22 protein-coding genes, 1 pseudogene and 1 riboswitch are annotated in these 22,907 nt (G+C 56.6%); of the genes and pseudogenes, 9 read left to right on the forward strand and 14 right to left on the reverse strand.

Annotation, left to right across the window (positions count from 1 at the left end; all coding sequences use genetic code 11):
- Positions 1-133: 133 nt before the first annotated feature.
- The 5 genes from IGS16_RS00875 to IGS16_RS00895 all read right to left on the reverse strand — a co-directional run bounded on the left by IGS16_RS00875 (position 134) and on the right by IGS16_RS00895 (position 4,887).
- Positions 134-412, reverse strand: coding sequence for a (2Fe-2S) ferredoxin domain-containing protein (locus IGS16_RS00875; RefSeq protein ID WP_068509820.1), 279 nt, complete (start codon positions 410-412; stop codon positions 134-136).
- Between the two features lie 160 nt (positions 413-572).
- Entirely contained in the window at positions 573-2,075 is a 1,503-nt protein-coding gene (locus IGS16_RS00880) for a sodium:solute symporter family protein (RefSeq protein WP_297082500.1), read from the reverse strand.
- A gap of 202 nt (positions 2,076-2,277) precedes the next feature.
- A complete protein-coding gene (hypB, locus tag IGS16_RS00885) occupies positions 2,278-3,060 on the reverse strand; it encodes a hydrogenase nickel incorporation protein HypB (RefSeq protein ID WP_297082502.1) in 783 nt (260 codons plus the stop codon).
- A 100-nt stretch (positions 3,061-3,160) separates the two neighbouring features.
- The gene (gene hypA, locus IGS16_RS00890) at positions 3,161-3,541 is read right to left on the reverse strand and encodes a hydrogenase maturation nickel metallochaperone HypA (protein ID WP_297082504.1); all 381 of its coding nucleotides are present in this window, start codon (positions 3,539-3,541) and stop codon (positions 3,161-3,163) included.
- A 161-nt stretch (positions 3,542-3,702) separates the two neighbouring features.
- Positions 3,703-4,887 (reverse strand): agmatinase family protein, encoded by a 1,185-nt coding sequence (locus IGS16_RS00895; RefSeq protein WP_297082506.1) that lies wholly within the window; start codon positions 4,885-4,887, stop codon positions 3,703-3,705.
- Between the two features lie 73 nt (positions 4,888-4,960).
- Positions 4,961-5,106: riboswitch (guanidine-I (ykkC/yxkD leader) on the reverse strand.
- 243 nt (positions 5,107-5,349) lie between these two features.
- Between IGS16_RS00895 and IGS16_RS00900 the strand changes: the two genes are divergently transcribed.
- Positions 5,350-6,408 (forward strand): linear amide C-N hydrolase, encoded by a 1,059-nt coding sequence (locus IGS16_RS00900; protein WP_297082507.1) that lies wholly within the window; start codon positions 5,350-5,352, stop codon positions 6,406-6,408.
- Between the two features lie 120 nt (positions 6,409-6,528).
- Here the strand turns inward: IGS16_RS00900 and IGS16_RS00905 are convergent, their stop codons facing one another.
- Positions 6,529-8,085, reverse strand: a complete 1,557-nt coding sequence (locus IGS16_RS00905; RefSeq protein WP_297082509.1) for an FAD-dependent oxidoreductase — start codon at positions 8,083-8,085, stop codon at positions 6,529-6,531.
- A 237-nt stretch (positions 8,086-8,322) separates the two neighbouring features.
- On the opposite strand from IGS16_RS00905, the gene IGS16_RS00910 reads away from it, so the two are divergent.
- The 5 genes and pseudogenes from IGS16_RS00910 (at position 8,323) to IGS16_RS00925 (ending at position 10,981) form a co-directional block, all read left to right on the forward strand.
- Positions 8,323-8,712 carry a transposase gene (locus IGS16_RS00910; RefSeq protein ID WP_297082511.1) on the forward strand — a complete coding sequence of 130 codons (390 nt, stop codon included), beginning with the start codon at positions 8,323-8,325 and terminating at the stop codon, positions 8,710-8,712.
- Positions 8,709-8,777, forward strand: a pseudogene (locus IGS16_RS22245) (hypothetical protein); the annotation flags it as partial. The gene IGS16_RS00910 and the pseudogene IGS16_RS22245, both read left to right, overlap by 4 nt.
- Positions 8,778-8,909: 132 nt before the next feature.
- The gene (locus IGS16_RS00915) at positions 8,910-9,728 is read left to right on the forward strand and encodes a PolC-type DNA polymerase III (protein ID WP_297082512.1); all 819 of its coding nucleotides are present in this window, start codon (positions 8,910-8,912) and stop codon (positions 9,726-9,728) included.
- A 3-nt stretch (positions 9,729-9,731) separates the two neighbouring features.
- Complete coding sequence (locus tag IGS16_RS00920) at positions 9,732-10,688, forward strand: ABC transporter permease (protein WP_297082514.1); 957 nt, start codon at positions 9,732-9,734, stop codon at positions 10,686-10,688.
- Between the two features lie 131 nt (positions 10,689-10,819).
- Complete coding sequence (locus IGS16_RS00925) at positions 10,820-10,981, forward strand: hypothetical protein (RefSeq protein WP_156435060.1); 162 nt, start codon at positions 10,820-10,822, stop codon at positions 10,979-10,981.
- A 70-nt stretch (positions 10,982-11,051) separates the two neighbouring features.
- On the opposite strand, the gene IGS16_RS00930 is transcribed toward IGS16_RS00925, so the two are convergent.
- Positions 11,052-11,243 (reverse strand): DUF2949 domain-containing protein, encoded by a 192-nt coding sequence (locus IGS16_RS00930; RefSeq protein ID WP_068516276.1) that lies wholly within the window; start codon positions 11,241-11,243, stop codon positions 11,052-11,054.
- Between the two features lie 676 nt (positions 11,244-11,919).
- Between IGS16_RS00930 and IGS16_RS00935 the strand changes: the two genes are divergently transcribed.
- A complete protein-coding gene (locus tag IGS16_RS00935; RefSeq protein WP_297082519.1) occupies positions 11,920-12,582 on the forward strand; it encodes an L-threonylcarbamoyladenylate synthase in 663 nt (220 codons plus the stop codon).
- Positions 12,583-13,321: 739 nt separating this feature from the next.
- Positions 13,322-14,545 carry a HetZ-related protein gene (locus IGS16_RS00940; protein ID WP_367185694.1) on the forward strand — a complete coding sequence of 408 codons (1,224 nt, stop codon included), beginning with the start codon at positions 13,322-13,324 and terminating at the stop codon, positions 14,543-14,545.
- 20 nt (positions 14,546-14,565) lie between these two features.
- Here the strand turns inward: IGS16_RS00940 and IGS16_RS00945 are convergent, their stop codons facing one another.
- From IGS16_RS00945 to IGS16_RS00975, 7 genes are all read right to left on the reverse strand, one after another.
- Positions 14,566-15,156, reverse strand: a complete 591-nt coding sequence (locus tag IGS16_RS00945) for a Uma2 family endonuclease (RefSeq protein ID WP_297082523.1) — start codon at positions 15,154-15,156, stop codon at positions 14,566-14,568.
- Positions 15,157-15,224: 68 nt separating this feature from the next.
- Positions 15,225-16,424: a PAS domain-containing protein gene (locus tag IGS16_RS00950; protein WP_297082524.1), complete on the reverse strand. Its 1,200-nt coding sequence runs from the start codon at positions 16,422-16,424 to the stop codon at positions 15,225-15,227.
- Between the two features lie 92 nt (positions 16,425-16,516).
- Entirely contained in the window at positions 16,517-16,861 is a 345-nt protein-coding gene (locus tag IGS16_RS00955; RefSeq protein ID WP_068509799.1) for an STAS domain-containing protein, read from the reverse strand.
- A 68-nt stretch (positions 16,862-16,929) separates the two neighbouring features.
- Entirely contained in the window at positions 16,930-17,517 is a 588-nt protein-coding gene (locus IGS16_RS00960; RefSeq protein WP_297082526.1) for a DUF6272 family protein, read from the reverse strand.
- A 13-nt stretch (positions 17,518-17,530) separates the two neighbouring features.
- On the reverse strand, positions 17,531-18,286 hold the full coding sequence (locus tag IGS16_RS00965; RefSeq protein WP_297082528.1) for a MinD/ParA family protein: 756 nt from the start codon (positions 18,284-18,286) through the stop codon (positions 17,531-17,533).
- A 369-nt stretch (positions 18,287-18,655) separates the two neighbouring features.
- Positions 18,656-19,768 carry a PAS domain-containing protein gene (locus IGS16_RS00970; RefSeq protein ID WP_297082530.1) on the reverse strand — a complete coding sequence of 371 codons (1,113 nt, stop codon included), beginning with the start codon at positions 19,766-19,768 and terminating at the stop codon, positions 18,656-18,658.
- 140 nt (positions 19,769-19,908) lie between these two features.
- Positions 19,909-20,670: a MinD/ParA family protein gene (locus IGS16_RS00975; protein ID WP_297082532.1), complete on the reverse strand. Its 762-nt coding sequence runs from the start codon at positions 20,668-20,670 to the stop codon at positions 19,909-19,911.
- Positions 20,671-21,062: 392 nt separating this feature from the next.
- Here IGS16_RS00975 and IGS16_RS00980 point away from each other — a divergent pair, with 392 nt between their 5' ends.
- Positions 21,063-22,502, forward strand: a complete 1,440-nt coding sequence (locus tag IGS16_RS00980) for an FAD-binding domain-containing protein (protein WP_297082534.1) — start codon at positions 21,063-21,065, stop codon at positions 22,500-22,502.
- Positions 22,503-22,907: the final 405 nt, after the last annotated feature.

Consider the following 22,907-nt stretch of genomic DNA (forward strand, 5'->3'; position numbering starts at 1 on the left):
GAAGAGGGAAGAAGGAAGAACGAAGAGGGAAGAAGGAAGAACGAAGAGGGAAGAAGGAAGAACGAAGAGGGAAGAACGAAAATTTCTGGTTTTCGGTTTTCGTTTTTCGTTTTTCGTTTTTTCTTTTTTCCCTTTATACCCCACGCAGGCGCATCGCTTCGACGGGTTGCCCCAACTGGAGATGCTGATGGGCGATCGCCCCCACTTCCTCTGGCAGCACGCGCCAGTACCACACCTCGTCTGGCAACACCAGCACCATCGGCCCGTTGCCGCACTGCCCCAAACAGCCGCTCGCCACCACTTCTACCCCCTCGATTCCCTCTAAACTCGCCGCTCGAAATGCCGCCAGCACTTGCTGCGCTTTTGCCTTGCGACAGGCGTTGCTCTGGCAGACGAGGACTTGGTAGGGCATGGGGCTGGGGGGATGGAGGAATCGAGGGGTGGACTTGCGAGATTGCGTCCGAGATTCCCTCCATTATCCCAACCCGCCTATCCCAACCCGTCAACTCTCCACCCCCTTAGCACGCCTTTTCCCCTCTTCGTTTTTCGTTCTTCGTTCTTCGTTTTTTACTCTACGACCGCTCAACGGGCTGCATAGCCTCCAATTCAACAACTTCAGGCGCTGCGCCGCGACTGCGCTGGGTCATCAGCGACACGATCACAAAGGCGGCTAGCCCCAGCAGCGGGCTGATCAGCGTGGGGAATCCGTCAAAGTCGGCGGTGAAGATAGGGTTGGGAATGTAGAGCAACGTGTTGTCTGCGCCAAACATGGTGGGCATCAGCACAAAAAACAGCAGTCGCGCTGCCGTGCCCACTAAAATGCAGGCCATTGCGCCGTAGCGGGTCGCTTTGGGCCAATATAGCCCGCCCGCCAGTGGCACCAGCAGCCCCGCAAAGCCCAGGTCAAACGCCAGCAGCAGCAAAATACCCGTCTGGGGAACCAGCAGGGCAAAGATTACGCCTAGGATGGTGATGACCAGTGCCATCGTTCGGGTAAGAGCCAGCAGGCGATCGCCCCCGGCGTTGTGGTCGGTGTGGCGAATGCCCAGAATGTTGTGGGCAATTACCGACGAGGTTCCCAAAATTGCGCCATCGGCGGTGGAGAGAGACGCAGATAGAATCGCAGCGATGACCAGCAGGCTGAGCAGGGGCGGTGCCACGTTTTTGAGGAGCGACAGCAGGATAGGACCGTCCGACTCCACACCCAATCCTGCCAGGATACCCGGTGCGCCCAACGCCATCATCGCAAAGGGAACGCCGATGATTACTGTCCCTAGAGAGCCAATTAAGCAGGCCCGCTGAGCCGTTTCGGGGCTGTCGGCGGCAAAGACCCGCGCCATAAAGTCGATCGCCACAATGTCGCCCAGTCCCAGCGCCAGCAGGGTAGCCCAGTTCACGGCGGCTCCCTGAGCGGGGTCTGTCAACTGTCCCAGGGCCAGCGGCCCCATGCCTTCGGGCACGTTCAGTCCAAAGCTGCTGCTCATAAAGCCCAACAGCGCCAGGGTTCCCAAGAAGGCGATCGCCACCTGAATTGCGTCTGTGTAGGCTACGGCAAACAACCCGCCGCTAGCCGTGTAGGCAAAGACAATGGTGGCAATCAGCAGCACGCCTGCTGTGTAGCTGGTACCCAAAAATCCCTGAAACAAGAAGCCGCCCGCCACCAAGTTGCCCGCCAACAAAAAGGCAAAGCTCAGCACCATGATCACCGAAGCGACGACCTCAACGCGCCGACCATACTTGACTCGATAGAAATCGGGCAGCGTGATTAGCTTCATGCGGTTCATGGGCTTGGCAAAAAACAGCGCCGTGAGAAACAGGCAGAGCGCCAGCCCCAGCGGCAGTGACGCGCCCGCCCAAAAGCCAAACTGGGACGAAAGATCCATGTTGCCCATCGTGGCGTTTGAGTCCACAGACTGGGCCATGAGGGTCGCCGCCGCCAGGGGCAAGACAAGGCCTCGCCCTGCGACGAGATAATTGACGCTGTCGCCTTTGATCTGTTTGGAAGCCCAAACACCAACGCCCAAAGTTCCCAGGAGGAATACGATAATCCCCCAGAAAAAGATATGTTCTGCCATAATGAGTTGTTCCTGGTCGATAGAGTGAACGGTTGACAGTGGATTAAGCTGTCATCGATTTGGTTTCGATCGATCTGGGAGCCAGTTGGGGCGGGGTCATGTCTCTGGCCGGAGGTGTCCCCCACCCTCACTGCTACCTTTTGTGTGCGTCGATGCACGCCTGATGCAATACCCTAAATCAGGTTCCTGAGCGCAAAATCTGCTAGGGGGCGATCGCCATCGAGGAAGATGCCGCAGGGTGTTGCGAATGGTTTTGAACCTTGTTTTCTGAATGGTGCTGCGAACAGCCTAGTGAATGACGCTGTGATTCGTCCGGTGAACCAAGCTGCGATCGCACCCAGTCAAACCACGCCTCCAGCCCTGCCCCAGTTTTGGCGGAAACGGGTAAGATAGCCACTCGCGGATTGACCTGGCGCACGTTTGCCACCAGCTTTTCCAGATCCACCTCCAGATGCGGAGCCAGATCCATCTTGGTAATCAGCAGACAATCGGCTTCGCGGAACATGATGGGATATTTCAGCGGCTTGTCTTCGCCCTCGGTTATGCTGAGCAGCGCGACCTTAGCGTGTTCTCCCACTTCAAATTCCGCTGGACACACCAGGTTGCCCACGTTTTCTACCAGCACCAGGTCGAGCGCTGCTGGATTGCACTGGTGTTCCAGCAGGTGAATGCCCCCCGCCACCATGCGCGAGTCCAGGTGGCACGATCGCCCGGTGTTAATGGCAACCACTGGAACCCCATGCTGGCGCAGCCGGTCGGCATCGAGTTCTGTGGTCATGTCGCCTTCAATCACGGCAATGTTGATTTGGGGCGCAAGTTGCTCTAGGGTGCGCTCCAGCAGGGCCGTCTTGCCCGCGCCGGGACTGCTCATCAGGTTCAGACAGGTGATGCCCCATTCGTCAAAATGGGCGCGGTTGTGGTCGGCTCCGGCCTGGTTGGCGTGGAGCAGGTTCATTTCGATCGCAGCGTCGTGGGTCAGGTGCATGGTGGTTCAACGGTGTGTATCGAGAGTGTGTCGAGTCGGTTAGTCAAGCGTTTTAGCCGAGTAATCCGCCGAGTGAGTAAAAGGCAAAATGCCGAGTTACTTACCGGAGGGTGGCTAGGTCGGCGCTGTGGGCGGCGGCGTATTCAATCCGGTCAATTTTGAGTTCTCGCCCAGAGCGGATGTCGTCCATCGGCGCGTGGCAGGTGGGGCAGGCATATTGCAGCCCAATCTCCGGCGCATACTCCTGCTGGCAGGTGTGGCAAAAGGCAATCAGGGGCGTTTCCTGAATCGCTAGCTCTGCACCGTGCAGGAAGGTGTTTTGGGTCTGCACCTCAAAGGCAAACCGCAGGCTGGCGGGTTCGACGCAGGTAAATCGCCCGACGATAAGATGGATGCGGTGAATGGTGGGGCGATCGGGCTGCGATTCCCACCAGTCTTTGACCGTCAGGATGAGCGCTTTGGTCATGTCGGTTTCATGCATATCGGATTAACGGAGGAGTAAAGCGAGAACGCTGCGTGGAACTAGAAACGGATAGCAATTGAGAGGGATGGCGATCGCCCCATAACACGCTTCACGACAATAGAAATAGACGTTTAGAAACAGACGTTAAGCGCATCATTTCATGCACAGGTTCTCCCCTGCTACGACCACGCCTGATCCACCGCCATATTTGCTTCGGTGTGAATGTAGGCGGGCTTTTCCTGACGTGGCAGTTGCCCCGAAACCACCAGGTGCGCCATCGTGTCGCAAATGACGCGAGTCGCCATCAGCGCTGTCATATCGCTGACATCGTAGGGGGGCGAAACTTCTACTACCTCTAGTCCGCAGATGGGCGCACGCTGGACGATCTTGCCCAGCAGGGCCAGTGCTTCTCGCGGCAGCAGCCCGCCCGGTTCTGGCCAGCCCGTGCCAGGGACAAAGCCCGCATCGATGCAGTCGATGTCAAAGCTGATCCAGACGCAATCAGTGCCGTCGAGGGCCCGCTCTAGGGCAAATTCTGCGGCAGCGTCGATTCCCATTTCCGTAATGTCAGTCACCGTGAGGATGTTCGTCGCGCGATCGCGGCACACTTTCACCCCCTGGCGCGGCACCTGCCAGCCCCCGATGCCCAGTTGCACTAGGTTTTTGGCGGGGGCGTTTGCCATATTGGTTGCGTGAAACCAGGGGCAGGTGTGCATCCGCTCATCCAGGTCGGTTTCCTGCGTGTCCACATGGCGATCAAAGTGGATAATGCCGACTTTCTTATCTCCCAAATGCCGACACACACCGCGTACCGTGGGAAAGCCAATGGAGTGGTCGCCACCCAGCAGGATCGGGAAGGCTCCCGACGCAAACACATGGGCGACCCCTTTGGAAATTTGGTCGAATGACTTTTCGTTGTTGGCAGGGATGGTAAACACATCGCCCACGTCGCACAGCGTGATTTGCTCCCGCAGGTCTACGCCCAGTTCAAAGTTATACGGCGTGTAGAGGGCGGAGATGCGGCGGATGCCCTGCGGCCCAAATCGCGTGCCGGGACGGTAGGTGGTGCCAGAGTCGTGGGGAATGCCGACAATCGCCACGTCATACTCTCCCACCTTCCGAACGTCTTCCAGGTAGGGCGCTTTCAAAAAGGTGTTGATGCCTGCATAGTGGGGTAGTTCGCCACGAGAGAAGGTGGGAATAGAGCGATCGCGGATGCTGTCCGCCGCCTCTAGCCCATACTCCAACCCCTTGGACACCTCCTGCTGCCAGCCCGTCAGCGGTAGCCGAGCCTCGCGCTCTAGCGCCCGCTGCGCCTCGAAACTGGAAGAATTGGGAGCCTGAAAATTGGGTTCGTCAGTCATAACGCCTGTTCAATACACTCATTCAATCTGGATGCAACAACAAAGCCCAGGAGGCAGGCCGCACAAGGCAACCGTCTCCCGGGCTTTTATCCCTCCGTGGAACTGGCAGAGATCTCAGTGGTGAAATGCTCTCAAACCAGCTTGCCTCTCTTGGACCAGTCGCTTAAACAGAACGTTAAAATCAACGATCTACAAGCCGGAACCCTAGAAGCCAAATGCTTTTGTTGAGTTAGCAGGAGATTAGCAAGAGCAGTAGATAAGGTTTGTAGCTTCAGATACGCTCTAGGTCGGACTTGTCATCGTTTGCTGATATTGGAGGCGATGGGGCAGTCGCAAAGTTTTACAGGTGCCCCCAAATGAACGCTCAGGCTTGCAGTCTGCTGATCTTGAAACGCAGGGGGCAATCGAGGTAGGATGCGTCGCAAGTTATAACATGTTCAATTTAGTAATGATCGATACACTATGAAACGTATCCCAAAGGCTCTGTTTGCTCTACTACTTTCAACAACGCTCTTCGTTGCAGCACCCACCGAAGCCTGCACGCGGGCCGTCTATCAGGGCCCCGCAGGGCGTGTCCTCACCGGGCGCAGTATGGACTGGAAGCTCGAAATTCTCAGCAATTTGTGGATTTTTCCACGGGGCATGGAGCGCAGCGGCGTGGCTGGCCCCACCTCCATGCGCTGGACTTCCAAATACGGCAGCGTAGTCGTCAGCGGCTATAACATTGCCACCGTAGACGGCATGAACGAGCCGGGACTAGTGGTTAATGCCCTGTGGTTAGCCGTGTCCAAATATCCCGAAAACGACGGCAGAACGCCGCGCCTTTCGCTATCCATCTGGGCGCAATATTTTCTAGATAACTTTGCCACTGTGACCGAAGCGGTTGAGCATCTCCGCGCTAACCCGTTTCACGTAGGGGCAGGCGAAGTGCCCGGTCAACCGGGGCGACTGGCAACAATTCACCTGTCTCTGTCGGATGCAACGGGCGACAGCGCCATTCTGGAATGGGTAGATGGGGAGTTGCAAATTCACCACAGCCGCGACTATCAGGTCATGACCAACGAGCCAGTGTTTGCAGAACAGCTTGCGATCACATCCTATTGGCAACAGATAGACGGACTCAGCTTTTTGCCCGGAACTAGCCGCGCCACCGACCGCTTTGCCCGCGCCAGCTTTTATATCAATGCCATTCCCCAAACTGACGATCCGCGGATTGCCGCCGCGTCTGTATTCAGCGTCATGCGAAATGTGTCGGTTCCCTATGGCATCAGCGTATCTGATCAGCCTAACCTATCTACCACGCGCTGGCGTGTCGTAGCGGATCACAAGGACAAGCTGTATTACTTTGAGTCGGCAATTTCGCCCAATGTATTTTGGGTAGACCTGAAAAAGGTAGACTTTTCGCCTGGTTCTGGGGTCAGAACGCTGGATCTGGGAGACAGACAGCAGGTGATCTTCTCTGGCGAAGTCTCTAGTCAGTTTGTGGCCGCAGAACCGTTTGCGTTTCAACCGTCCGACTGATGGATAGATAAGTTAATTGCCGGCTACAAATGGATGACGTGCGGCATAGTCTTCCTACACCGCACGTCGAGACCTTACTTCTATCGCGCTTCTTATCTGCTTCTTACTCTATCGAGTTCTCTATCGAGTTCCGACCGTTTCGGTGGTAGACACCGGGTAGACCTCTAGGTTTTCGACGGGCGGCCCGTGTAGCACCTCGCCCTGGCAGCTAAAGCGGCCACCGTGGCAGGGGCAGTCCCAGCTTTTCTCAGCGGCGTTCCAGTTCACGATGCAGCCCAGGTGGGTGCAGACGGGGGACACAGCGTGAATTTGTCCGGCTTCGTCGCGGTAGGCGGCAAGCTGTTTGCCTTCGATGGTGATGAGCTTGCCCTCGCCCACGGCCACATCATCAAAGGAGTGGTGCTGGAGCGGTTTGAGGCGATCGCCCACCCAGTGAATTCCTGTCTCCAGGTTATTCTTGAGTGAGTCGGCGGTGACAAACGGCGTAGCCCGCAGCGAGTCGTAGAGGTCTGCCCAGGGGTTTTCAATGCCCAGAATCGTGTTTGCCAATACCAGCCCAGCCGCCGTGCCGTTGGTCATCCCCCACAGGCTAAAGCCCGTCGCTACGTAGAGGTGATGCGTCATGGGTGTGAGCTTGCCGACGTAGGGCACTTTGTCAAAGGAGACAAAATCCTGGCTTGACCAGCGATAGGCAATGTCTCGCACGCCGAAGCGCGATCGCGCGTATTCCTCCAGTCGCTCAAACCGTTCCTCAGTGGCCTCATCGCTGCCCGTTTTGTGACCCTCACCGCCGATTAGCAGCAGTAGCCGATCCTGATAGGGGGTGGTGCGAATAGAGCGATAGCCCTCGCCTGTGCCGATGAACATGCCCTGCGGAGCGCGATCGCCCTCAATTGGCGCAGCGATGATATACGACCGCTTGGCGTAGGACTTGGCAAAAAACAAGCCCTGATCCAAAAACGGCAGGTTCGTCGTCACCAGCACATCCCTAGCGTGAATCGTGCCCTGCGCGGTCACAACCTGGCAGGGTTCGCCCTCGTTGATTTCCAGAACGCGAGAAGACTCAAAAACATAGTTGTTGGGATCAGCGGCGATCGCTCTTGCCAGATGCGCCAAGTAGCGGCGCGGGTGGAACTGGGCCTGGTTGCTAAACGCCACTGCTCCAGCAATGGGGAAGGGCAGCGACGTTTCGGTCACGAAGTTGGCAGGTAGCCCCAGCGTTTGTGCCGCCTCGACCTCATCGCGGATGGACTGGAGTTGGTCGGCGGATTCTGCAAAGGTGTATGCAGTCTGGCGGCTAAAGTCGCAGTCAATTTGCTCCCGCTCCACCAGTTGTGCCACAAATTCCACAGCGGTCTGATTGGCTTCAGCATAGAGCCGCGCCTTATTTTCGCCCAGGTCTTTGATCAGCTGCGCGTAGATGAGCTGGTGCAGTGAGGTCACTTTTGCCGTGGTGTGCCCGCTCACCCCAGCGGCGATCGCTCCCGCCTCAAGCACGGCAACGGTTTTACCTGACTTGGCAAGCTGGTAGGCGGCAGTCAGTCCAGCCATGCCCGCGCCGACAATGGCGACATCAACGGAAACACCATTAAACGTTTCGCTAATCAAGTTGGCGTAGGATGCAAGCGTTTGAGTCGAATCAATCCAGAAAGATTGAGTGGAGTGAGGGTATTGCATATCAGTGCTTACTTCGGTTTATCAAAGGCTAGTGCCAACCTATCACCTTGACCGCTGAACACCCCTCCATCAAAGGTTTGAAGCCGAATCGCGCCCCACGACAGAGATTGACTGACTTGGCATCCCCATTTGGCTGACAAAACTAAGAAGCTGGAAGACGTTAGAGTGACCAAAGACGGATAAAGACGGGAAGTGGGAGTCTGGGAGCGGCGCTTGAGCGGTCTGGAGGACCAGATCATGGCAATGTACGCCCAGGGTTTAAGCACCGTGGAAGACATTTTCATTGCCTGTGTCGTTCGCCAAAGGCGGGGCGAAGCCATAGGACTCGAAGGGTTGCCAGAGGCAATTGCTGCGGTCATTCCCAAAACACGGGTGCAGTTTTGTATCGTGCATCTGATTCGCAACGCTCTGCGCTATATGCCCTGGAGGAGTCAAGCCAAAGTGATAGCCAACCTCAAACCGATTTATCAAGCTGCAATGATAGAGGAAGCTGAGACGGCACTGGAAAACTTCGCTGACAAGTGGGACAATCATTACCCGACGATTTCCCAAATCTGGTTTTGCCACCGAGACAACATCCTCCTCTTCTTTACTGCGCTGACGATGCACCAGACATTCGCAACGTGATTTACACCACCAATGCGATTGAGTCGCTCAATCGTTCATTGCGTGAGTGGCTCAAGACCAAGGGGTGTTTCCCCAATGAAGAATCAGTCCACAAGCTGCTTGACTGGGCGCTCAACAACATTGCCAAAAAATTGACACTCTCCAAAATTGCATATCCTAATCAACGTGGTCTCTGCTCTCCCTTTCCAACCCCACCCATGCTCTCTCCCCAACTGCTACAGCACTATCGCCAACTGAGCCAACAGCCGCTGACGGTGGTGGATGTGGAGACGACGGGCGGACTGGCGTTTAAGCATCGCATGACAGAACTATCGGTGCTGCACGCCAGTCTGGACGAGGGAGTGCAGCGTCAGCAGTCTACGCTGCTGAATCCGGAAGTGCTGATTCCTGCCAAGATTGTGCGGATTACAGGCATTACACCAGAACTGGTGGCAGTGGCTCCCACGGCGGCCGAAGCGCTGCCCGACTTTTTGCCGCTGCTGCAAACGGGCGTGCTGACGGCCCACAATCTGGAATTTGACTACGGCTTTTTGCAGGCGGAATATCGACGGCTGGGCGTAGAGTTTACGCGCCCTGAGTGGATGCAGCTTTGCACCGTAGAGCTATCGCGGCTGATGTTGCCGGATTTGCCCTCGCGCAGTCTGCCCAAGCTGGTGCAGCATTTTCAATTTCCCATTGACACGTCGCACCGGGCGGCGGCGGATACCCTGGCCTGCTGGCTGCTGGCGGAACGATTGCTGACAGAACTCTGCAACGAAGAGGATACGGTACTGCTGGCCCGGTTTGCGCGTCAGGTGATGCCCTTGAAATATGCGGCGCAACTGCTGGGGCAGCGGCAAAAGAAAGCCGCCAAACTGCTAATGTCCCTGGGAATTGAAGGGAAAGTGGTGGCGCGGGGCAGCAGCAGCACGCTGCTCTATCGCCGGGGCGACGTGGAGCGGGCGGTGCTGGAACTGGCGCAGGCAGGAGCGCTGGGGGCGACCGAACCGGCGCAACTTTTGCTGCTGGGAGAGTAGGCAATGGCTCGCTATTGGGCAAGGCGGCTGCTGGGGCTAGGGCTGACGCTGCTGGCGATTAGCCTGGTCATTTTCACGATTTTGGCGTTGGCTCCGGGCGATCCGATGTCGGAATTTGCCAGCAATCCAGCCATCACCGCAGAGGTGCGGGAAAACATCCGGCGATCGCTCGGCCTCGACCAACCCCTGCCCGTCCGCTACGTGAAATGGCTAGGGGCACTGCTGCGCGGCGACCTGGGCTATTCCTTCACCAGCCGTAGCCCCGTCAGCGGGTTGATTTTGCAGCGGCTGCCGACGACCCTGTGGATTGCGGGATTGTCGTACCTGATTTCCGTGGCGATCGCCCTGCCGCTGGGGGTCTTCTCTGCCCTGTGGCGCGATTCCGTCGCCGATCAGGTCTTCACGTCGGCTGTGCTAATGGGCTTTTCGCTGCCCACCTTCGTCACCAGTCTGCTGATGATTATCGTGTTTAGCGTGCAGCGGCGGTGGCTGCCCTTCATCTACGACAGCACGCTGGTCGTGCGGGATTGGAACAGCTTCGTGCTGCAACTGAAGCAATCGCTGATGCCAGTCGCTACCCTGGTGTTGTTTCAAACAGCGGTGCTGATGCGGTTTGTGCGGGCCGCCATGCTCGACGAACTGCCACAACACTATATCCGCACGGCCCACGCCAAAGGTTTGTCCAAACGGCGCATTGTATTAGCCCACGCCCTGCGAAATGCGCTGATTCCCGTCGTTACGCTGGTGGCGCTGGATTTACCCAGCCTGTTTACCGGGTCGCTGGTGGTAGAACAGGTCTTTCGGGTTCCGGGCATGGGGGCGCTGCTGGTGGAGTCGATTTCCCGCAGCGATACCCCTGTCGTAATGGCGATCGCCTTTATTTTCTCCGTCCTCGTGGTGCTGCTAAACCTGGTCGCCGATTTGCTATACGGCTGGCTAGATCCACGAGTACACGGGTGACGGAGCGTTGGAAAAGATATCCTAGTGGGGGAATGAGAGGATGGGGGATTCACGGACTCCGGTACTCCTCATGCCGCGTCAACGGTTCAGCGTGAAAAGTTCAGTGTGAAAAGTTCTGTGAGGCGATCGCCATGAGCAAAATTGAGCCACCCGGCAATCCTGATGGATGGGGCGATCCCAGCCCAATCGTGCTAATCATCCTGCTAATGCTGTTTTTTGGATCGTGGATTGGCAGTACCATCAACCGCCCAACGACCCTGGAGGAATGTCGGCAAATCTTGCAGCAGCCCTAACGTTGGTCGCTTCCAGTGGTCGCTTCCAGTGGTCGCTTCCAGTGTCCGCTTCAAGTGCCGCAGGCAGCAGTCAGGCGGTTTCGAGCCAGTCATAAATGCGGTCAAGCTGTTCCAGCGTCACCAGGCCGTATTGCCACAGGATCATCGGCAGCGGGCCCGGGTCATGCTCCAGGTGTTTCTGGGCGATCGCAATCGACGCATCTGGCACCGATAGCTCTTCGCGCAAGAACTTGATGAGTCTTGCATAGGTCAGCGGGGTCATCGTGGGTTCACCTCCTTGGGGTTGTTTGGGTTTGTTTGCAGATTTGAAGAATTCGCTGATTGAACGAGGAGATTTAACGAGAATGTTAGGTCGGGTAGAAGACTGAATCAATGCAGATTCCAGCAATCTTCCCTTCGTCTTTTCGCCTGCCCAGCCGTTGCCACAGCCATCAGCCTGCCAGCTTACTACTGTTATCAGCACTCGCCGACGGGATTACGATCCGCTGCAAAGGCTTTAGCTTTTCTTCATCAAACCTTTTGAATCCGGCGCGGCGAAATCAGCCCTTGGATCGACTCGGCTCGATGCTTGCGGCCCGATGCTTGCAGGTTGAGTGACTCAGATGAAATTTGGAGTCGGTAGGTTCCCCAGTGGGTTTTGCGTAAAACCTCAGTGGAGCTACCCAAGCCAAACGCCCCCAGTGATGCCGTGTCTCTCCAAAAAGAGCGCGGGATTTACCAGGATACTCCAAACTTTGGCGGGCGATCGCCCCTTGTCCAAAAATCAGGAGAAATTCATCTCGTACTGAATTAAAAACCCCCATCCCACGATTCACCGTCCGCAAGAGTACGATAGTTTGATGCCCTGGCTGGCGGATACAGCAGCAGCGCCCGTAGTTCCACGGACGTAATTGGGGCAAGCTCCATCAGAACGCCGCACCCCTTTACAGAACACCTGCATGGCAATCGTCTACAGCATCCATCCTGAAACTCCCCAGAAGCGCAAGGTCGATCAGGTCTGTGATGCGCTTCGGGACGGGGCTGTGCTGCTCTATCCCACCGATACAGTCTACGCAATTGGCTGCGACCTCAACGCCAAATCGGCCATCGAGCGCGTCCGCAAAATTAAGCAGCTTTCGAGCGACAAACCCTTAACCTTTCTTTGCTCATCCCTGTCGAACATCGCCAGCTACGCCTATGTCAGCGATGCCGCCTATCGACTGATCAAACGGCTGATTCCCGGCCCCTACACCTTTTTGCTGCCCGCCACCAAGCTCGTGCCCCGGCTCGTCATGGACCCCAAACGCAAAACAACGGGCATCCGAGTTCCGGATCATACGGTCTGTCAGGCGGTGCTGACGACGCTGGGCAACCCGATTATCTCCACCTCTGCAACCACAGCGTTTGATTCTCAGTCGCCCGTTCCCCCCAGTCACATTTCTAAACCTGAACTGTTCGACCGCTTTGATAAGCTGGTGGATCTCATCATCGACGACGATTCTCGCGTGGGATATCAGGTGTCTACCATGCTAGATCTGACGGGGGAGGAACCTATTCTCTTGCGAAAGGGTCTAGGAGTAGAGGCGGTTACCGGGCTGGTGGGAGAACCAGAACCGGACTAGCCCCCCGCCAGAGCCACACCCGCTTGGGCCGCTTGCCGGAGATCTGAGAATCGCGCCGCCCCCCTTGCAGCGCAGGCGTTTTCGGAAAGCCCGCTTTTTGCGAAGACCTCGACCCCGGTCACACGCCCGATTCATTCGCCCGATTCATTCGCCCGATCAGGACTAAACCAAAATTTAGCCACCTGGTCAACTGGCACCCCCTTTGGTTCGATTCCCTCAGGGACAGCTACCCACCCGTCGTCTGCCCGATTCGTCTGGAGTTCCTGCAAAATTCAGCGGTTTGGTGAATACGGGTGAACCCCGCTCCGCGTCTTGCCCTGCAAGACCAGCATAAAAAGTGACATAGCCCCATCCGGACGAAGCCGTACTCCCTCCAGGGGAGCGTGTAGACCTGATTATGACTGCTGAGTTCGGGGCATCCAGCGGGCGACACCGCCTTGCAGTTTGCTCCGCGCCCTGCGGCAGTTGCTCTACCAACCCGTGCATCACCCACACCGTCATGAATCTCGAACCCGCCAAATTCCCCACTTGTGCCACGCCTGCGTCTACGGCTTCTGGTTTTCATGCTCCGGTCGCCTCTGCCGACTTTAATCAACCTCGTCCCCACGATACGCACACTGCGTCGCCATCTGCGGCCTTTTCGTCGGATCGCTCAGAAGCGACGGATTCTACGGATTCTGTGGATGCTTTGTTGGCAGCCGGGTCGAGTTCTGCTCCGCTGCTAGATTCTGTTGATCTGATGGCGGAGGTGGATACAGAATCGCTGGCGATCGCCCCCTCCAACTCCCCCTCCCTATCGACCGACACAGACAACGCAGCCCCCCCACCCGCCCAGCCGCCCGAAATTCAGAACCTCCAGCTTGTGGAGCGCTTGGTAAACGAGTTGGAATCCGCACTGGCTAAGCGGCCAACCAGCGCCGACACCGTGATGCGGCGGATTGTGGCTGAAGTCGAGCGGATTTGCACCAAGAGCGATCGCATCCAGTCTTCAGGACAGGTCGAAACCTGGCAGTGGACGCTGGCCCAACACCGCCTGCAAAAGTGCCTCACCTACTATCGGCTGGGATCGCGGCGCGGTCGGGTGGAGCTACACAGCCACCTCAGCGCCATTGTCTATCGCCACATCACGCGCAGCCGTGCCCAGCTTGGCTTTCAGGCTCGCTACGAGATGATCGAAGACTTCATGCAAATCTTCTACATCGAAGTGCTAAAGGCCTTCCGCAAAGAGAACTTTTTGCCCGAAGACTACAGCCCCCAGACCCGGCTAGAACTGGCGGAATACATGGCCTTTATGGAGCAATATGCCAAGCGCCGCATCAACCTGCCCGGCCGCCGCAACCAGCAGCTCATTGTGCTGCGGGCGCAGGGGTTTGCCCGTCGCCAGCCCGCCGAAACGTCCGTCGATCTGGATCTGGCGGTAGAATCGGCGCGGGGCGACGATGCCGACATCCACAGCCGATCGCCCGTGGTGCAGCAGGTGAGAGAACAGATGGTGTCCGAAGCGCTAGACCCGTCAGATTCCGTCCTGCGTGATCGCGTCGTGGCAGAACTGGTGCAATACCTAGAATCCCAAAAGCAGCAGGACTGCATCGACTATCTCATCCTAAAAATGCAGGACCTCACCGCCCCCGAAATCGACGAAATCCTCGGCCTGTCGCCCCGCCAGCGCGACTATTTGCAGCAGCGGTTTAAGTATCACGTCGAAAAATTCTCGCGCTCTCACCGCTGGCAACTCGTCCACCAGTGGCTTGGTGCCGATTTGGATCAAAACCTGGGAATGCCCCAGCACCAGTGGGAGGCGTTCCAGGCCCAGCTCACCGCCGACCAGCGCCAGCTCTTGCGGCTAAAAATGCAGCGGGAACCCGACACGGCCATCGCCCAAGCCCTCCGCTGCACGCCCAAGCAGGTGCAAAAGCGCTGGGTGCAGGTGCTAGAGGCCGCATGGCAGTTTCGGAATCAGTGAGATGGAGGCTCCGACAAGAGTCATCCCTCCTGCAAGCTGCTGAGAAAATCCTTGATCGCCTGGGGCTGGTCGTAGGGGCGGACAAATTGGGCAAGCTGCTGAATCTCTAAATTTGGGAAAAACTGACTGTGGCTGACGGTGCGATGGGCCTCTCCGCGCAGGTCATACAGCGTCAGGTCGCCTGCTTGCCAGACCAGCACTTCCGGCACGCCCAATCCCTGATAGACTGCCAGCTTGTTGATGCCGCCACTGCTCAGGTTCACTTCGATGGCAAAGTCGGGCAACGGCTTCAGCGTGTTGATGCAGTAGCACTCGTCTGGCTCTAGCCCACGGGCAGCAGCTTCTTGACGAAAGGTGGTGGAACCGTAGCCGTGTAGGGGAATATCCACCGCTTCGGCATAGCGCTCGATCAGCCGCGCCAGCACTTTCTTGACTAGCTCGTGTTCGGCGGAGGGCATGAAGATTTCTAAGTTTCCTTCCAGGTAGATCAGCCGCAAGCCGGGATAGTCGCCCAGGGTTGCCAGTAGGCTATCGTACTGTTGCCAGGTTACGCCCGACAGCAGCACGCGCTGGTCTTCAGCATTCAAAGCAGGCTGGAAAGAAGAAATCATAGCTCTAGCATAGCGCCGAGTATTGCTGCGGCTAGGAAGCCCCAACGCCGGAAGCTGCCAGCGCCGGATTATCCCCCATCTCGTCCCCCATCTCGCCGTGGCGCATCTTTGAACAGGCGCAGGTCATCGGCTTGGGACACCAGCCATTGAAAATAGTCGGTTTGCTCGATTTGCGCGACTTCTGTTTGGCGCTTGGTTTGATCGACTTCAATCCGCAGTTTGCGAATTTCTCGTTTCAGGGCTTCTTCCTGCTGCTTGCGCTGGGTAATGTCGATGCAGCTTCCTTCGTAGTAGAGCAGGTCGCCCGATTCGCTGCGGATTGCCCGTGCCCAGGCCGATGCCCAAAAGCGGCTGCCATCCTGACGGCGGGCTGCGTATTCAAAATCTTTGATTTCGTCCTGAGATGCGAGGCGCTGCCGCAGGTCTTGCTGCTGGGCAGGGTCAATATACAGCTGAGCCGTTGCGCCGCGAACGGTCTCTAGCATTTCGGCAGGGGACGCATAGCCAAACAGGCCCGCCATTGCCCGGTTGACTTCTAGATAGTCGCCATCCAGCGCCATCCGAAAAATGCCCTCCACCGCGTTTTCAAAGATGCCGCGATATTTGGCTTCGGCAATTCGCAGGGCATCTTCGGCCTGCTTGCGATCGCTGATATCTTGAATTGCCGTTAGCAGGGTTTGCTGTCCATTAAACCCAAACGGCCGCATTGACATTAGCCCCCAAAACACGCTGCCATCGGTCCGCCGAAACAGCAGTTCCCCCTGGTAGGTCTGGTTTTGGGCGATCGCCTCCAGCACCGAAACCCGCTCCCCCGGCTGAGCGTAAAAATCGACCGTAGACTGGGCCAGCAGCGCCGCTGGCGACAGCCCCAGCAAATCCCCCAGCCGCTCGTTGGCATACAAAATTCGCCCCGTTTCTACCTCGGCAATCAGCAGCCCCACAGGCGTTGCCGCCGTGATGGACTGAAACTGCTCCTCCCGCTGCCGTCGCTCTTCCTCGACCTGCTGCTGCAAGTCGGTTTCCACCAGCATCGAATGCTCTGTTGCGGTTTCCAGCAAGATTTCCAGATCCGTCTTTTCCTGCTCCACTTCCGACAATATCTGGTCAGAATGGCCCGTCACCGTGTTCAGCAAAACCTCCAGGTCAGCCTTTTCCTGCTGCGTTTGCAAAAGCTGCTGACGCAACTGCTCGACTTGCTGTTGCAGGGCAATCACCTCCGACAGCAGCGGGTCGGGAGCCTGCTCAGAAAGCGATGCGGACGTGCCCATAGTGATTGACCGAAAGCGTGAGTCGAAAATCGAGAGCCAGAATTTGCCAGAATTCCCAGGATCAGTCCCTTTAGATCTCAGAGATAAGCGGCTTAATCAAACTGGAGCTTGAGCGTGGGCAACAATCGCTGCAAATTGGGCAGCGACTTGGTTTGCCAGGGAATCTCATTTGATCCCTGAATCACCAGTTGGATCTGGCTATTTTGCCGCACCTTGATTACAAACTTGGACAGGGTGTTGATCCCAGAGCTATTGAGAAATGCCAGCTTCCGCAAATCGAGTTCCAAATTTTGAGGTTCCTGCTTGACCACCTCATCCAATAGTTGAGCAATCGGTGCGTATTCGTCTGGCCCGCCCAGACGCAGCGCCCCCTGGCAGGTCAATGTCTGCGTCTCTGCGTTATACCAGATTTGATAGTCGTCGTCCCGGAGTTCCATAGCGCTCAACTTAATCTTTGCTGATTCTAATGCATCTATCGTCTGTCGTAGCTTGTCCACCCTGCTGCCTAGACGGGCATTTTGACCATCGTGGTGACGGCGGTGAGGGTTGGCTCTGCGGGCAGGGTTTCAAACTTCCATCCCAGGCGGGCGGCGTAGTTGGTCAGCATAATCAATAGCCCTAGCCCCGAACCGGAGTTGCTTTCATCCAGTGCGTTGGCTTCTAGCCGCTGCATGTAAAGCTCGTCGGGATCGCTGGAAACAATTTCCTGAATTAGCTTTTGAAATTGGGTGATGCCGTCGGGTTTGATGCTGTTTGTGACGAAAAAAACCAGCGCGTCGCTGTGCAAATGGAGCTGAATCTGAATTGGAAAAGCGGAGGTTTCGTCACTAAACTTCATTGCGTTTTCCAACAGCTCATTCGCAATAAAGCTTACGGCATCGCGAACCTCTTTTCGCTGAGAGGGAGATGATAAATCATCCTCACCAGGAAAGAAGGTCGTCATGTAGTCGGCCACGAAATCGGCCGAGAGTCCGTTCACGCGCCAGCGCTGGCGGATGGGCGCAGAACTGGGGGAAAAGGCCAGCGACAGGAATTCCTGACTGGGGGGATAGTCGTCTTGAAAATCGCCAAAGATTTGCAGCATTGAACCCATGATTAACTGATGACTAACCGATCACCTGGGCAACGACGCGGCGGAGTTCCTGACTGAACGGGTGATCGGGATATCGCAGGAAGAAGATGCCGTTGCTGGCCAGGTAAATCATTTCTTCGGACAGGGTGAACACGCCTGCAACGGGCACTTTGTAGGTCTGGGTGACCTGTTCTCTGAGGGCGGTTTGATCCATGCTGCTGAGGACTTTGTTGACGATGAGCAGCATTTGGCGGGCATCGAGCTGGCGGGCCACGTCTACCGTGACGGCGGTGCCCTGAAAGTCTTGCTGGTCGGGCCGCAGGATCAGCAGCACCAGGTTGGAAACGGCGATTGATAAGAGGGTTTCTTTGTTCAGTCCGGGGTGGGTGTCGATTAGTAAATAATCGATTTCAAGCTGGCGCACGAGCTGGCGCAGTCCGTCGTTGAGCAGGCGAAAGTCATAGCCCTGGTTGAGAATGCGGGCGATTTCGTCGGCGTTGACGCTGGAGGGGACGAGAAACACCTGGCCGCCGCTGGGATTAGAGGAGGGGGGCGTGACGTTGTAGGCAGCATCGGCAATCGTGCAGCGGCCCCAGAGGTAGTCGTTGAGGGTTTTGTCGATTTTTTGATCGTCTAGCCCAAAGATGACGTGGATGCCGGGTGAGGGAATGTCGGTGTCGATGACGGCGACTCGGTTACCCTGGAGGGCGATCGCCGTGGCCAGGTTTGCGGTGAGGTTGGACTTGCCTGTGCCACCCCGGTAGGAATGAATCGAAACAATTTTGGCCACAGAAACCTCGACTGGATGACAAAGACCGGATTCACACCGGATTGATGCCCGATTCGCACCTGCTGCATCTCCGATTTGCGGCTACGGCGGGTTGTGATCACCGTAGCGTGTACGGGTTATGTAGCATTTCATCTGAAACTGGGGTGCTATTTGGGCCACTATTCTCTCATTTTTTCGCGTGAGGACAATTTAGCTTTTCTCGTGAACTTTTTTATCAAAGCGGATTTCTAATCGAGGCGGATTTCTGCGGATTTTGATCGAAGCGGATTTGGATCGAAGCGGATAGGGGTTGGAGAGGATGACGGGCGGTGTCAATCTAGAAGCTATTCCAGCCTTATTCCAGCCTTACATGCAGCTCCATTCACAGCCCTACTCGGCCAGTCGCCGCTTGAACTGTTCGGCTTCTTGCTGAATCTGGCGAAAATAGTCAGTTTGGGTGATTTCAGCGACCTGGCGCTGGCGTTTGGCCTCGTCGATTTCGATCTGAAGCTGCTGCACCCGCTGCTGGAGGGCCTGTTCCTGCTGTTTGCGCTGGGTGATGTCAATGCACATGCCCTCGTAATAGAGGACTCTGCCCGTGCGATCGCACACGCTCCGCGCTGACTCCAGCAGCCACATCACGGTGCCGTCGCGGCGATACACCTGATATTCAAAGTTTTTGACTTCGCCGTGCTGGGTGAGCAGGGATCGAAAGCGATCGCGCTCTTGAGGGTCTACGTAGACCTGCTGGGTGATGTCGCCGACGCTGGCCATAAGCTCGGCGGGGCTGTCGTAGCCATACATGCGGGCGATCGCCGGATTGGCGCTGAGATACTGACCATCCGGCGTGGTTTGGTAAATCCCCTCGGCGGCGTTTTCAAAGATGCTGCGGTAGTTGGCTTCGGCGATTCGCAGGGCATCTTCGGCCCGCTTGCGCTCGGTGATGTCCTGAAAAGCGGCGATCGCATAGACCACTTGCCCCCTCTCGTTGTAAATCGGGCTGGCCCACACCTCCAAGGGAACCGTGCGATCGCCCTGACGCAGCACCATATCATCCACCGTGCTGCTCTCACCCGTCAGCGCCCGCACAATTGGCAACGCCTCCGCAGGATACAGTCGCTCTGCGCCCGCCTGATAGACCTGGTAGGTTTCCGACAATTCATCAGTGGTCACCTGGGTCTGGGGAGGATGGCCCAAAATCTGCTGCGCCATACGGTTGGCATAGTAGGAGCGCCCGCTGCCATCTACCACAAACACGCCCACGGGCACTGCTTCGAGAAACTGTGCCAGCCGATGTTCGCTTTCCCGCAGCGTTTCCTCTGCTTCGCGCTGAAGCTCTGCCTCCACCGTGTCGGAGTGTTCGGTGGTCATCTCTAGCAAGATTTCCAGGTCAGATTTTTCTTGGCGGAGGGTTTCCAGTTCAGCACGGAGTTGGGCGATTTCCAGGCGTAGGGACTGCTCAACGGCAGGGTCTGAAGAGGGGGCAGAACAAGGCTCCTGCATAATTTCAAGTCCGAATTTCAAGTCCGAGGAAAACGGTGGAGCATGTCCCTAAACCATACCGCTTGTCCCTGCAAATCTCCAGACAGATCTCCAGATATTTTGTGAGTTTTAGGAAAGTATCGAGTCTCAGGGCAAGCGGCTTACTCAGCGGCCACAATCTGGCGCACTAGGCGCTCCATTTCCTGCGAAAGGGGATGATCGGGATAGCGAACTGCAAACAGATCGCTGCTGCCAAGCTGCATCATCTCCTCACAGTTGGGCAGAACCGCGCCGATTTCGTTGCTGTAGATCGACTCGACCTGCTTTTTCAGGTCTTCCACATCCACGCTGGCCAGCACCCGATTGATCAGCATGAGAATCTTGGGAACGCGCAGCTTTCGCGCCAGGTCTAACACCACCGCCGTTCCCTGAAAATCTTGCTGGTCGGGCCGCAGCACCAGCAGCAGCAAGTTCGACATGGCCAGCGCCAGCAGCGTCTCTTCGTTCAAACCGGGGTGCGTGTCGATCAGGACGTAGTCGAGATTGTAAGCTTTGACCAGATCTTGTAGCCCGTTCCGCAGCAGACGTACATCGTAGCCTTCACGCAGCACGCGGGCAATATCCTCGGCAGAGCTTTTGGACGGCACTAAATAGACTGCGCCTTCTCCGGTTTTGAAGTCTGGCACGGTGACATCGTAGGCGCTTTCGGCAATCGTGCAGTCGCCCCAGAGGTAGTCGTTGAGGGTGTTTTTCATGCTGTTGGGTTCCAGCCCAAATAGGACGTGAATCCCCGGCGACTGGATATCAGTATCAATCACACCGACGCGCTGCCCGTGTTTAGACAACAGGGTCGCCAGATTGGCTGCGGTGTTCGATTTGCCTGTGCCGCCTCGAAAAGAATGAATAGAGACAATTCGTGCCATTTAGGTCTGCTCGTCGGGTGTAAGGAAGTGCGATGGGGGGATGCCGCTGATAGGGGCTGCTAATCGACGCAGCGATGATATCCTGCTTAATATTTTTCTGTGAGAGAGACGATCGCCTCTCTCAAACCATACCCTAAGCAGAATTGCGCTGAGTTTACTCCGCTGAAAATCTTCAAAATTGCCGGGGCGCTTTCCAGAAAGCTCTTTCCAACGAGCCATTTCTCGAAATTTCTCGCCAAGAGAGCATTGACCCCTCGGTTTTGGGTCTCCTCCTACGTCCCAACTTCTTACTCAAGCAAAGTCAGCGTGGTTTGCCGATCTGTCTTTATCTGCTGCGCTACTTCGCCGGATGAGATGCAGTAAGGTGATGAATAGAATCCAGCAGGCACGGTATGAGCGAGTTGATTTTGTTTTGGCATCGCCGCGATTTGCGAATTGCGGATAATGTGGGGCTGTCGGAAGGGCGATTGCGCTCGGCAAAAGTCATCGGCGTGTTTTGCCTTGATCCCGGTCTTTTGCAGCGGGATGACGTGGCCCCGGTGCGCGTGGCCTATCTGCTGGGCTGCTTGCAAGACTTGCAGACGCGATACGCCAAAGCAGGCAGCCAACTGCTGATCTTGCACGATGACCCCGTGAAGGCGATGCCTCGACTGGCCAACGCCCTGGGCGCTCAGTCCGTGTACTGGAACCGCGACGTGGAACCCTACGGACGAGAGCGCGATCGCCAAGTTGCCGCCGCCCTCAAGGAAGCAGGCATAGAATATCAGGCGTTTTGGGATCAACTGCTGCACGATCCCAAATCAATCCTCAGCGGCTCCGGCACGCCCTACACGGTCTATACGCCCTTTTGGAAAAACTGGAGCAGCAAGCCCAAAGCCGAACCTGTGGCAGATTTGAAAAATGCCGAAGGGCTGACGGATTCTGAAAAAGACGCGGCAACCAAAGCGGGGGCGATCGCCCTGCCCAAGCTCAAGGATCTGGGTCTGGTGTGGGATGGAGGCTTTGTTCTAGAACCGGGCGAAGCAGCGGCCCAAGAGCGGCTCACAGAATTCTGCGATCGCGCCATGACCGACTATCAGGAGCAGCGCAATTTCCCCTTTGTAGACGGCACTTCCAGACTGAGCGCAGCGCTTAAGTTTGGGGCGATCGGCATCCGCACGGTCTGGGCCGCCACGCAAACCGCCCAGGAACAGACCCGCAGCGACGAAGCCCAGGAAGGCATTCGCGTGTGGCGGCAGGAGCTAGCCTGGCGCGAGTTTTATCAGCATGTCTTATATCACTTTCCCGAACTGGCAGACGGGCCCTATCGAGAACCGTTTAAGGACTTTCCCTGGGAGAACAACGAGCAACACTTCCATGCGTGGTGTGAGGGGCGCACGGGCTATCCGATTGTGGATGCAGCCATGCGCCAGCTCAACGAAACGGGCTGGATGCACAACCGCTGCCGCATGATCGTCGCCAGCTTTTTGACGAAAGATTTGATCATCGACTGGCGCTGGGGCGAAAAGTATTTCATGCAGCGGCTAATCGATGGCGATTTGGCTGCAAACAACGGCGGCTGGCAGTGGAGCGCCTCCAGCGGCATGGACCCAAAGCCACTGCGGATCTTTAACCCCGCCAGTCAGGCGCAAAAGTTTGACCCAGAGGCAGAATACATCCGCGAATGGCTGCCGGAATTGCGCGGGCTGGAGACTGGATTGCTGGTGACCGGGAATATTGATGCGGGCGATCGCCGTTCTTGCAACTATCCTGCACCGATTGTTGATCACAAAAAGCGACAAGCCCTGTTTAAACAGCGGTACGCTAATGCGAAAGGAAACAAGAAAGTATAAAGGACGGTTCAAATACCTCATGCTACACAGCGCGATCGCCTCCTAGAAGCCACTGCAAGGGCAGCAAACGTATCTTCACAAAGGGGAGTGGTATGGCTCGATGCACCTCGCCTTTGGCTGCAACAAGGTCAAATGGTGGGTTTTGGGCCATCGTTTAGCGATGAACCCACCCGTCTGAATACTTTCTAGGAATACGGCTTGCGCTTTGATATCGAGGAAGCGTTTCTCGACGACCCATCCAACGGCTGGAATCTCCAGAAATCCGAGATTCGCTCGGTCTGTGCCCTTCTCTCGCCTCTGGTTTCTCTTGGCCGTCGCTACCCTCTATGTCACGGCTCAAGGCGTCGAGGTCGTCGCTGCTGGCAAACGTCGCTGGGTTGACCCTCATTGGTTTCGCGGTAATAG

Source organism: Thermoleptolyngbya sp. C42_A2020_037, assembly GCF_015272455.1.
Taxonomy (GTDB): Bacteria; Cyanobacteriota; Cyanobacteriia; order Elainellales; family Elainellaceae; genus Thermoleptolyngbya.